The 10984-nt window shown below is 74.4% G+C and carries 10 protein-coding genes; 2 read left to right on the forward strand and 8 right to left on the reverse strand.

Annotation, left to right across the window (positions count from 1 at the left end; all coding sequences use genetic code 11):
- Window positions 1-70: 70 nt before the first annotated feature.
- From ABT014_RS02150 to ABT014_RS02170, 5 genes are all read right to left on the reverse strand, one after another.
- Entirely contained in the window at window positions 71-853 is a 783-nt protein-coding gene (locus tag ABT014_RS02150; protein WP_350635851.1) for a DUF1684 domain-containing protein, read from the reverse strand.
- Window positions 854-929: 76 nt separating this feature from the next.
- Window positions 930-1787, reverse strand: coding sequence for an acyl-CoA thioesterase (locus ABT014_RS02155; protein WP_350635854.1), 858 nt, complete (start codon window positions 1785-1787; stop codon window positions 930-932).
- A gap of 207 nt (window positions 1788-1994) precedes the next feature.
- Window positions 1995-2690 carry an alpha-ketoglutarate-dependent dioxygenase AlkB family protein gene (locus ABT014_RS02160; protein WP_350635856.1) on the reverse strand — a complete coding sequence of 232 codons (696 nt, stop codon included), beginning with the start codon at window positions 2688-2690 and terminating at the stop codon, window positions 1995-1997.
- 57 nt (window positions 2691-2747) lie between these two features.
- Window positions 2748-3230 carry a transglycosylase family protein gene (locus tag ABT014_RS02165; protein ID WP_350635859.1) on the reverse strand — a complete coding sequence of 161 codons (483 nt, stop codon included), beginning with the start codon at window positions 3228-3230 and terminating at the stop codon, window positions 2748-2750.
- A gap of 287 nt (window positions 3231-3517) precedes the next feature.
- Window positions 3518-4288: a transglycosylase family protein gene (locus ABT014_RS02170; protein WP_350635862.1), complete on the reverse strand. Its 771-nt coding sequence runs from the start codon at window positions 4286-4288 to the stop codon at window positions 3518-3520.
- Window positions 4289-4902: 614 nt separating this feature from the next.
- Here ABT014_RS02170 and ABT014_RS02175 point away from each other — a divergent pair.
- Both ABT014_RS02175 and ABT014_RS02180 read left to right on the forward strand, forming a co-directional pair.
- Entirely contained in the window at window positions 4903-5826 is a 924-nt protein-coding gene (locus ABT014_RS02175; RefSeq protein WP_502894807.1) for a DUF8842 C-terminal domain-containing protein, read from the forward strand.
- A 186-nt stretch (window positions 5827-6012) separates the two neighbouring features.
- Window positions 6013-6618, forward strand: a complete 606-nt coding sequence (locus tag ABT014_RS02180) for a hypothetical protein (RefSeq protein WP_350636010.1) — start codon at window positions 6013-6015, stop codon at window positions 6616-6618.
- Window positions 6619-6760: 142 nt separating this feature from the next.
- Here ABT014_RS02180 and der read toward each other — a convergent pair whose 3' ends face one another.
- The 3 genes from der to ABT014_RS02195 all read right to left on the reverse strand — a co-directional run bounded on the left by der (window position 6761) and on the right by ABT014_RS02195 (window position 10669).
- Complete coding sequence (gene der, locus ABT014_RS02185; RefSeq protein WP_350635865.1) at window positions 6761-8221, reverse strand: ribosome biogenesis GTPase Der; 1461 nt, start codon at window positions 8219-8221, stop codon at window positions 6761-6763.
- A gap of 233 nt (window positions 8222-8454) precedes the next feature.
- Window positions 8455-9168 carry a (d)CMP kinase gene (cmk, locus tag ABT014_RS02190; RefSeq protein ID WP_350635868.1) on the reverse strand — a complete coding sequence of 238 codons (714 nt, stop codon included), beginning with the start codon at window positions 9166-9168 and terminating at the stop codon, window positions 8455-8457.
- A 415-nt stretch (window positions 9169-9583) separates the two neighbouring features.
- A complete protein-coding gene (locus tag ABT014_RS02195) occupies window positions 9584-10669 on the reverse strand; it encodes a prephenate dehydrogenase (protein ID WP_350635870.1) in 1086 nt (361 codons plus the stop codon).
- Between the last annotated feature and the right edge of the window lie 315 nt (window positions 10670-10984).

The raw sequence follows: 10984 nt of genomic DNA on the forward strand, positions 1-10984 counted from the left end.
CGACACAGCCACTCATGTTCGTCCACCGCCCATCCGGCCCGGCCACCGGGGTCACCCCGGCCCGCGCCCCTCAGCCCGCCAGCACGTGCTTCTCCCCCGCCTCCACCGCCACCGTCAGCCGGTTCCCCGGCGGCGGGAACGGGCAGACGAAGTGGTCCGCGAACGCGCAGGGCGGCAGGTAGGCGCGGTTGAGGTCGAGCACGGTACGGCCTTCGGCGTCCGGTGCCGGCAGCTTGACGAAGCGGAACCGGTAGGTGAGGTTGCCGCTGGTGCCGTCCGCGATCACGCCGCTCAGCCGGTCGCCGGACCGGCTGACGGTGAGCGTGTGCGGCTCGCCGGCCAGCTTGAACGCGATCTGCCCGCTGATCTCCAGCGGCCGCTCCCGGCCGTCCGCGTTGGGCACCACCACCGCCCGCTGGTCCTCGAACGGGGTGAACACCGCCGGCACCGCCCACTCCGGCGCGTACGGGAAGACCGTGATCCCGGCGAACGCCGCCCGGGCGGGTGCGGCCGGATCGAAGACCCGCAGCGCCAGCTCGCCCTCCCGGTCGATCGGGACCAGCCGGACGTCGCCGAGCACCGCGGTCTGCGCAGCGGGGTCGCTGTCGGGGCGCAGCGCGCCCTCGCCATCCAGCGATGGGCTGCCGGGCTCCTCGAGCCGGATGCCGTCGGCGGCCGTCGCACTGAACCGCACCAGGCCGTCCGCGGCCCACCAGCGCCCGGGCAGGCCCGGGATCGTGGTGGGCTCGCCGTCCAGCCAGTGCGTGCCGGTGAGTGCGAGCGGCCCGTGCGGGGCACCGGCGGCGGCAGTGCGCGCCTCCGTCCAGTGCTGCCATTCCTCGGCGTCGGTCATCGGATCATCCCCTCGTGCCTTGGGTCGAGGTGAACTACGGATCAGGATCGGGACTGGACCGGGACCGGGCCGACGCTCAGCCGAGCGGCCGGAACAGCCCCTCCTGCACGACGGAGACGACCAGCTGCCCGCTCCGGTCGTAGATCTCGCCGCGGGCCAGTCCGCGCGCGCCGTGGGCGATCGGGGACTCCTGCTTGTACAGCAGCCAGTCGTCGGCCCGGAACGGGCGGTGGAACCACATCGCGTGGTCGAGCGAGGCCATGTCGAAGTTCCGCTGCCCCCAGAGCGGTTCGACGGGGGCGCGGACGGCGTCGAGCAGGGTCATGTCGCTGGCGTAGGTGAGCGCGCAGACGTGGATCAGCGGGTCGTCGGGCAGTGCGCCGTTGGTGCGCAGCCAGACTCCGCTGCGGGCCTCGACGCCGACCAGCTCCTCCTTGGTCCATCTCAGCCGCTCGACGTAGCGGATGTCGAAGGGCTGGCGGCGGCTGATGAAGGGCGGCAGCTCGCCGAGCTTGGCGCCGACCTCGTCCAGGGCGCTCGGCAGGTCCTCGGGGGCGGGCACGTCGGGCATCGGGTCCTGGTGCTCGATGCCGCCCTGCTCGGGCAGGTGGAAGTCGGCGGTGAGGGCGAAGATCGACCGGCCCTGCTGGATGCCGAGCACCCGGCGGGTGGTGAACGAGCGGCCGTCGCGGATCCGGTCCACCTGGTAGACGATCGGAACGCCGGGGACGCCGGGGCGCAGGAAGTAGGCGTGCAGCGAGTGCACGGGGCGCCCGTCGTCGACCGTACGCCCTGCGGCCACCAGGGCCTGGCCCGCCACCTGACCGCCGAAGGTCCGCTGCAGGGCCTCCTCGGGGCTGCGGCCCCGGAAGATGTTGAGCTCGATCTGCTCCAGGTCGAGCAGGTCGACGAGCTGGTCGACAGGCGTTCCCATGTTCTGTTCCTCTCCTGCCGGTGCACCCGGCCGGCGGCGGCCCCGGAGGCACGCTCCGCCGGTCCCGCCGCCCTCGTCTACCCAGAAGTCTGCTCGCCCCCGGGGAATTCCCGCCGCCCGGGGTCCGCGATCGGACGCACCCGGGGCACCCCGGGGATCACCGGGGATCACCGGGGATCACCAGGGATCACCAGGGCCCGAGCCGCCTCAGGCCATCCCCGACTGCCGGACGGTGATGTTCAGCCGCCCGCGCAGCCCGAGCTCCGGGTCCGCGCTGCCGTACTGGGTGCGGACCACCCCGTGGTACGCGAACCGGGACGGGCCGCCGAAGACCAGCAGGTCCCCGCTGTGCAGTTCCAAGTCGGTCCACGGCCTGGTCCTGGTCTCGGTGTTGCCCAGCCGGAAGACGCAGCTGTCGCCGAGCGAGAGCGAGACCACGGGAGCGTCCGTCCGCTCGTCGCGGTCCCGGTGCAGGCCCATCCGGGCGCCCTCGGCGTAGTGGTTGACCAGCGCGACATCCGGTGCGTACGCCGCCGCGCCGGCGATCTCCGGGAGCAGGTCGGGGCGGCCCGGACCGGGCCCGTACGCGGCGGCGACGGCCCGCAGCGCCAGGTCGCCGAGCAGCGGCGGGAAGGGTTTGACCGGCTCGCCGTCGCCGTCCACCACGGTGCGGGCGTAGCCGTACGGGTACCAGTGCCAGCCGAGGCAGACGGTGCGGACCGACATCTCGCCGCCGGTGGGCAGCCGTACGGTGCGCAGGCCGGCCGGTGGACGGGCCCACGCGCGGCAGGCGGCCACCAGCTCGCGCTGCTCGTCCGGGGTCAGCCAGCCGGGCAGCAGGACAGCTCCGGGGGCGGGGTCCGAGCGTTCGCGCGGGAACAGGGGGAACGGTTCGCCTGGCACCTCCCCATCCTCGCACCGGGGCCGGGCGCCCCACCGGGTGCCGGGTCCCCCTCCCGCTCAGGACCGGGGCCGCGCCGACCAGCCCGGTACGTCGAAGGCCACCGCCCAGTCCTGCTCACCGGGGACGACACTTCCGCTCCCGCCCCCGTCGTCGTCCCCGATCGTCGGCGGGTCCGGCCGGAGCAGTCCCAGCGAGGCCGCGCAGCCGCCCCACGCCTCCCACCCCTGCTGCCGGAGGATCTCCTCGGCGACGGTGATCTGCTCCCGCCGGGTGGCCAGGTCGGGCCGGGCGGCGAAGCGGAGGCCGTCCGCCTCCTCCCAGGTCGGGGGCCAGATCTGGAGGCCGCCGTAGTAGCCGTTGCCGGTGTCGGCCTGCCAGTCGCCGCCGCTCTCGCAGCGGGCCAGGCGGTCCCAGGTCTGGTCCGAGGCCCGAACGGCGCCGACCGGGCGGACGGCCGCCGCAGCCGCCCCGGGTACGGCGGCGGGGAGCAGGGGGAGGACGGTGACCAGCAGGACCCGGTGCAGCGCGCGTATGCCCATCCACCGACGGTAGGCGGCGCCCCGGGGCCGCGCCCGCCCCGCCCGGCGACCGCTGCGCCGGACGGGTCACCGGCCGCACGCCTGCCCGGGGCCGCCCGGCACCCCGTCAAGAACCCCGCCCCCGAACGGCGAACGGCCGCAGGCCGCACCCCGGGCGGGGGTACGGCCTGCGGCCCGGCACGGGGTCAGCCGTGCCCGCGCTCGAACGGTGGACCGACCGAGCGGTGAAGCAGTCACGCGGTGAAGCGCGGTCAAGCGATCAAGCAGTCAAGCGATCACGCGGTCCGTCAGACGGACAGCACCTGGCCCGGGAGGATCAGGTCGGCGTCGGCACCGATGACGGCGGCGTTGTTCTGGTACAGGGTCTTCCAGTCCAGGCCCTTGGCGGCGGCGATGTCGCTCAGGGTGTCACCGCTCTTGACGGTGTAGCTGCCACCGTTGGTCTTCTCGGCCGGGGCGGCCGGAGCAGCCGGAGCCTTGTCGGCCTTCGGGGCCTCGGCGGCCAGCGCCTGGCGCTCGGTGCTGCGGTTGGCGCGGTCGTCCTGCTTCGGAGCGGCCGGCTTCGGCGTGGCCTGCTTCGGAGCGGCCGGCTTGGGGGCGGCCGGCTTCGGAGCGGTCTCGGTCTTGGTGGTGGCCGCGGCGCCGGTGTCGACCTGGGGGGCCTCGCCGCCCTTGGTCAGGCCGGCCTTGACGGAGCACACCGGCCAGGCGCCGGGGCCCTGGGAGGCGAGCACCTTCTCGGCGACGGCGATCTGCTGCGCCTTGGTGGCCAGGTTGGCCTGCGAGGCGTAGGCCGTGCCGCCGTAGGCGGCCCAGGTGCTGCTGGTGAACTGCAGGCCGCCGTAGAAGCCGTTGCCGGAGTTGATGGCCCAGTTACCGGTGGACTCGCACTGCGCGACCTTGTCCCAGGTGGACACGGAGGCGGCGGAGGCCGAGGTGGCCGTGACGAGGCCGGCCACCGGGAGGGCAACGACGACGCTGCCCAGTACGGCCATCCGCACGCGGTTGCGCTTGGTGGCGGTGGTGGTGGCAGCGGCGGTCTCGTTACGGAAGGTCATGAGGTTCCTCTCGACAGCCCCGGGCGGGCATGCGGAACCAAGCCCCCGGAGGGGACAGGAATCGCTTGCCGCGTCCGCAAGGCGGCCGTGCACGTGTCCGACGTGCCGCGCCGCCCCGGCCACCGCCGGACCGTCCGGCGCGGCGCCCGTTTCGTACGGGTCCTGCGCTGCGGTCGGTGCCCCGCGGGCCGGTGGTCAGCCGGCCGCACTGGCACCTGGGGGTGAACCCGGGTAGTGCTCGTTGCACTGGAAAAGAAGCTACGAGGCGAACTGTTGAGTACCAAACGTTTTCGGGTCATCCCAGGTCAATCGAGCGTTACCGGCGGTATGGATCAAGCGAATCGATCGCGAATGACCGATTTGCCCTACTTTGCGAAAGCGAAACCTCGGCCGTTTGTGCTCTGGGCCACAGCCGGAGCCCTGTGACCTCGGGCACAGCATCGACAGATCGCGACCAGTCGAGCACTCACAGCAGTCAGATCTGCGGCAAATCCCGTCGGAGCCGGCCTCACCCGTGACCCCTGACACAGGGGCCCGTTGGTAATGGCGGCCGGGCGCACGCCCGCGCCGCCGTCCGACCGACCCGCCAAGCCCAGACCAACAGAGGAGCCTTCGTGCCGCGCATGCTCGATGTGAGCGACGACGTACGAGCCGAGATCGGCGACGACGAGGCCGACCGGCTGCTGGGCGGCGCCCATGCACCCGACGCCTACGACTGCACGTCCTGCCGACAACCGGGTGACTCCCTCCAGGAGCCCACCAGCACTGTGCTCTTCGTCGGTGACGAGACCGCCGTCCTCGCGTTCGCCCACTCCCGCTGCATCCCCTCCCAGGTGGTGCCGGTCTCCGAGGAGCAGCTGCTCGGTGCCGTCCGGAGCATCAGCCAGGCGCAGGGCAGCGCCGCCTCCCCCGACGCGCCGCCGGCCCCCGGCGTCCCGGCCCCGGCCGTCCTCCAGGCGCAGGCCCACACCCTGGCGCAGGGCCAGACCCAGCCCCAGGTGCAGCCGCCCGTCCAGGCCGCCGTCCCGCAGAACGCCCCGGCCGCGCCGGCCGCCGCCGGGAACCAGCCCGCCGTCCTCGGTGTCACCTGCGGCCTGGTGCTGTGCGGCGACACCGGGCACGCCGCCCTGGTGGTCGAGCCCACCGGGCCGGTGGGGCGCCCCGGCAACGCGTCCGGCGCCGACGAGTTCCTGTCGCTGCTGGTCGAGCACGGCTTCCAGCAGGTCGCGGACGTCAACCAGGCCCCGGTACGGCCGCTCGCCGGCTGGTCGGTGCTGATGGCGATCGGCCAGCTGCACGCGATCCTCCAGCCCTCGGCGACCGGCGGCAGCGCCGCCTGGTGGCAGGCGCACCAGCCGCTCCAGGTCACCGACGCCTGGCGGGCCGCCGCGGCCAAGCAGTCCGAGGTGATCATGTACGCGGTGCCCGCCGACACCATCGGCCGTCAGCCCCGGGAGGACCTGCTGCGGTTCGCGCTGGACCGCGCGGCCGGGCAGGGCCGACTCGTCGCCGGCATGCTGCCGCTGGCGGGCACCTGACCGGTCCGGCCCCCGATGCCCGGGTCGGCCCGCCCCACCGACCCGGGCGTCCCGACCCGGGCATCCCGGTCCGAGGCACCTGAGGCAGAACGGGGGCGCGTGAGCGGCGGCGGCCGCCCCTCAAAGGCCCAGGACGCCGCCCGTCACCCCCGCATCCCCCGACCGGCCTCGCTCGTTTCCCCCTATGTGTACAGCTACGACGTCGCCTCCCTCAGCCGCCCGCCCGTCAGCCGCTCGATCCCGAGCATGCGCCCGTCGTACGACGCGGAGCACCCGTCCTCGGCCACTCCCATCTACGACACGCTGTACTCGGAGTACCGCAGGCTCTTCCGGGCCCTGCCGGGCGACCGGTCGGACGAGGAGAGCATGCGGTTCACCGGCTTCGCCGTACGCGAACCGGCGGGCTCCCGGCACGAGTTGACGCCCTACCCGCAGCACCAGACGTTCCAGACCTGGGCCGGGCAGACCCAGGGTTCGCCGCAGTTCATGCCGAGCCAGCAGTCCACCGGTACGCAGCCCGCCGGAGGCCAGCAGTCCGCCGGGTCGTACAACGGCGGGACCGGCGGCGGCTCCGTCTCCGTCAGCAGCGGCGGTAACGGCAACAACGCCGGCCAGTTCGCCGCCGGCGCCGCGACCGGCCACGGATGGGTGGCGGCGGGCTACCTCGCGCCGGCCCAGCCCGCCGGAGCGGCGGCGGGAACGACTGCCGGGGCGGCCGGCGCCCCCGGCACCGGCGGGCGGCACCGTTCGATGCTGTCGCTCCCCCCGGGCCGCGTCCCCGGCCAGGGCTGACGGTCAGGGCCGGCGGCCACCGCACCACGCCAGGACGCGCGAACGCCGGAGGCCGGGCAGTCCACCGACTGCCCGGCCTCCGGCGTAATGCCGTCCCGTCACCGCCCGCCGGATCACCCCGACCGGCGGCGACGGGCCCGGCTCACTTGCGGCGACGCTTCTCGCGCACCCGCACCGAGATCGAGATCGGCGTCCCGACGAAGCCGAACTCCTCGCGGAGCCGGCGCTCGACGAACCGGCGGTAGCCCGCCTCCAGGAAGCCGGAGGCGAACAGCACGAAGCGTGGCGGCCGGGTACCGGCCTGGGTGCCGAACAGGATGCGCGGCTGCTTGCCACCGCGGATGGGGTGCGGGTGGGAGGCCACCAGCTCACCGAGGAAGGCGTTCAGCCGGGCGGTCGGGATGCGGGTCTCCCAGCCGGCCAGCGCGGTCTCGATCGCCGGGACCAGCTTCTCCATGTGCCGGCCGGTCAGCGCCGAGACGTTGACCCGGGGGGCCCACTGCACCTGGACGAGGTCGCGCTCGATCTCGCGCTCGAGGTAGTAGCGGCGCTCCTCGTCCAGCTGGTCCCACTTGTTGTAGGCGACCACGACGGCGCGCCCGGCCTCGACGGCCATCGAGATGATCCGGGTGTCCTGCTCGGCCAGGGTCTCGCTGGCGTCGATCAGGACCACCGCGACCTCGGCCTTGTCCAGCGCGGAGGAGGTGCGCAGCGAGGCGTAGAAGTCGGCGCCGGCGGTCAGGTGGACCCGGCGGCGGATGCCGGCCGTGTCGACGAACTTCCAGGTCTTGCCGCCCAGTTCGATCAGCTCGTCGACCGGGTCGCGGGTGGTGCCGGCCAGCGGGTTGACCACCACCCGCTCCTCGCCGGCCACCTTGTTGAGCAGGCTGGACTTGCCGACGTTCGGCCGGCCGATCAGTGCGACCCGGCGCGGGCCGCCGATGCCGGGGCCGCCGAAGGTCTGCGGCGGCGCCTCGGGCAGGGCGTCCAGCACGGCGTCCAGCAGGTCGCCGGAGCCGCGGCCGTGCAGGGCGGAGACGGGGTACGGCTCGCCGAGCCCGAGCGACCACAGGTAGGCGGCCTCGGCCTCGGTGGACTGGCCGTCCACCTTGTTGGCGCAGAGCACGGTGGGCTTGCCCGCCCGGCGGATGATCTTGATCAGGGCTTCGTCGGTGTCGGTCGCGCCGACCGTGGCGTCCACCACGAAGAGCACCGCGTCGGCGGTCTCGATGCCGAGCTCGGCCTGCGCGGCGACCATGGCGTCCAGGCCGAGGACGTCGATCTCCCAGCCGCCGGTGTCGACCACCTTGAAGCGCCGGCCGTTCCAGGTCGCCTCGTAGGTGACGCGGTCGCGGGTGACGCCCGGCTTGTCCTCGACGACCGCCTCACGGCGGCCGATGATGCGGTTGACCAGGGTCGACTTGCCGACGTTCGGGCGGCCGACGACGGCCAGGACCGGCAGCGGGCCGGCGGCGTCCAGGTCGGCGTCGATCTCGTCGGCGTCGAAGCCCTCCTCGGCGGCGAGCGCCATGAACTCGGCGTACTCCGTCGGGTCGAGCTCGCCGTGCGAGGCGGCGGAGCCGGTCGCGGTCTCGTTACTCATCTTCGTGTTCCGTTTCCCGGCACGGCCCTTCCCAGGGGCGTGCCGTGCGTACCTGCCCTGGCGGGCAGCGCGAGTACTGCGTTCTGCGGTCGGTTACCGCGGTTCAGGGGTGCCGCAGGGCGGTGCCTGCGGCAAGGGTTCGGCGCCGCGCTCCCGAACGAGCGGGCCGGGCGCCGAGGGATCGACCGGGTCCGGACGGCGATCGGCCGGGTTGGGCCGGCGATCGGCCGGGTTCAGACGGCCGACAGGCCGGCCCGGGCCTCGACCAGCGAGGTGATCCGGTCGATCACCTGGTCCAGGGTGAGCGTGCTGGTGTCCACCAGCACCGCGTCCTGGGCCTGGGTCAGCGGCGCGGTCGTCCGGGACGAGTCGGCGGCGTCGCGGCGGGCGAGGTCGGCGGCCATCGCGGTGATGGTCGCCTCGTCCACGCCCTTGGCCCGCAGCTCGGCGGCGCGGCGCTCGGCGCGGGCGGTCTCGGAGGCGGTCAGGAAGATCTTGACGGTGGCGCGCGGGAAGACCACGGAGCCCATGTCCCGGCCCTCGGCGACGATGCCCCGCTCGGCCACCTCGGCGCAGCCGCGCTGGAGCTCGACCAGCCGGGTGCGGACCGCGGGGACGGCGGAGACCGCGGAGACCTTGGCCGTGACCTCGGGGCCGCGGATCGGGCCGGAGACGTCCTGGCCGTCGACCGTTATGGTCGGGCCGGCCGCGTCCGTACCGGAGACGATCACCGGCTTGGAACAGGCGATGGCCACCGCGTCCTGGTCCTCGACGTCGATCTCGTTGCTGAGCATCCACCAGGTCATCGCGCGGTACATCGCGCCGGTGTCCAGGAAGCTCAGCCCCAGCCGGGCGGCGACCGCACGGGAGACGGTCGACTTGCCGGAGCCGGAGGGTCCGTCGATGGCGACGACGACCGGGGCGTGCGCTCGGTCGGCAGTTTCCACGGGGCGAACCTCTCTCCAAACAACCGGGGGACTCCCTCAAGGTTAGACGACCGGCGACCACTCCCCCGCCGCCCGGTCGCACCCCGCCCCAGCCCGGGCCCCGACCCGAGCGGCGGAACGGCTTCCGCCAAGCCACCGGGCACACCGCCCTCGCACGCCCACCACGTCCTGCGCCACCGCTCGGGCCTCGGTCCGGCCAGGACAGGCTCGGTTACCGAGGGGCTCGGCCTCGGACCAGCTCGGCGCCCGACCGAACCCGTCCCGGACAGGTACGAACCCAGACAGCCTCGGCCCCGGACATGTTCGGTCACGGACAGATGCGATCACGGACAGGCTCGCCCCCGCACAGTCTCGGCCGGGGACCGGACCCACCCCGGACCAGACCCCTCCCGGACAGGATTCGCACCGGACAGGTTCAGTCCCGGACACTCCAGCCGCGCCCGCGCAGGCCCGCCGTGAGCTCCTTCACGGCCCCGGCGGCCACCGCGAGCTGCACGTGGCCCACCTGCTGCCCGGTGGAGTGCTCGATGGTGACGTCCTCGATGTTGACCCCGAGCGCGCCGACGTCGCCGAACAGCCGGCCCAGCTCGCCGGGCTGGTCGCCGAGGACCACGGTGACGCTCTCGTACCGGGTGGGCGGGGCACCGTGCTTGCCGGGGATCCGGGCCTGGCCGACGTTGCCGCGGCGCATCACCGCCTCGATACCGCCCTGACCGGCGCGCCGCTCGCCCTCGTCGGAGGCCTGGAGCGCGCGCAGCGCCGTCACGGTCTCGCCGAGGTCCACGGCGACCTCCTCCAGGATGTCGGCGACCACCCCGGCGTTCGCGGAAAGGATGTCGACCCACATCGCGGGGTTGGAGGCGGCGATCCGGGTGACGTCCCGGACGCCCTGGCCGGAGAGCCGCACGGCGGTCTCGTCGGCGTGCTCCAGCCGGGCCGCGACCAGCGAGGAGAGCAGCTGCGGGGCGTGCGAGACCAGTGCCACGGCCCGGTCGTGCGCGGCGGCGTCCATCACCACCGGGACGGCGCCGCAGAGCGCGACCAGTTCCAGCACCACGTTCAGGGTGGCGGTGTCGGTGTCGGCGGTCGGGGTGAGCACCCAGGGGCGGCCCTCGAACAGGTCGGCGCGGGCGGCCAGCGGGCCGGAGCGCTCCCGGCCGGCCATCGGGTGGCTGCCGATGTAGTGGACGGTGTCGCAGCCCAGCGCGAGCACCTCGGCCCGCGGGCCCGCCTTCACGCTGGCCACGTCGGTGTACCAGCGGGCCAGCCCGCGGCGCTGGCAGTCGGCGAGCACCTTGCCGACCAGCGCGGGCGGCACGGCGATGATCGCCAGGTCGACCGGGCCCTCGGCGGGCTCGGTGGTGCCGGCGCCGAGCGAGGCCGCCGTCCGGGCCGCGTCCGGGTCGGCGTCCTCCAGGTGGACGCTCACCCCGCGGCCGGTCAGGGCGAGGGCGGCGGAGGTGCCGATCAGTCCGGTGCCGACGACGGCGGCGGTGCGCATGGGGGGCGGGTCTCCTGGTGTACCGGTGGCGTGGTGGCCCCCATCCTCCCTCACCCCGCCGCGCCCCCGCACCCGGCACCCGCACCGCGGCACCCGCCCCACCCCGCCACGCTCCCCCTCATCCACCCCCCACCCTCACGCACCGCACCCGAACCACCGCCACCCGGCGGAACCATCGCCCCGCCCCGTCCGTCCACTCCCCCGACGCGCCCCCGAAATCCCCGGACAGCCGGGGCGGCTCGGGGCAGACTGGGCGCCCTGACGGCCCTGCCCCGCACCGGCGGGCGCGAGGTCCGGCAGCGGACAGCGCCGTCG

The organism is Kitasatospora sp. NPDC094015 (genome assembly GCF_040304075.1).
Classification (GTDB): domain Bacteria; phylum Actinomycetota; class Actinomycetes; order Streptomycetales; family Streptomycetaceae; genus Kitasatospora.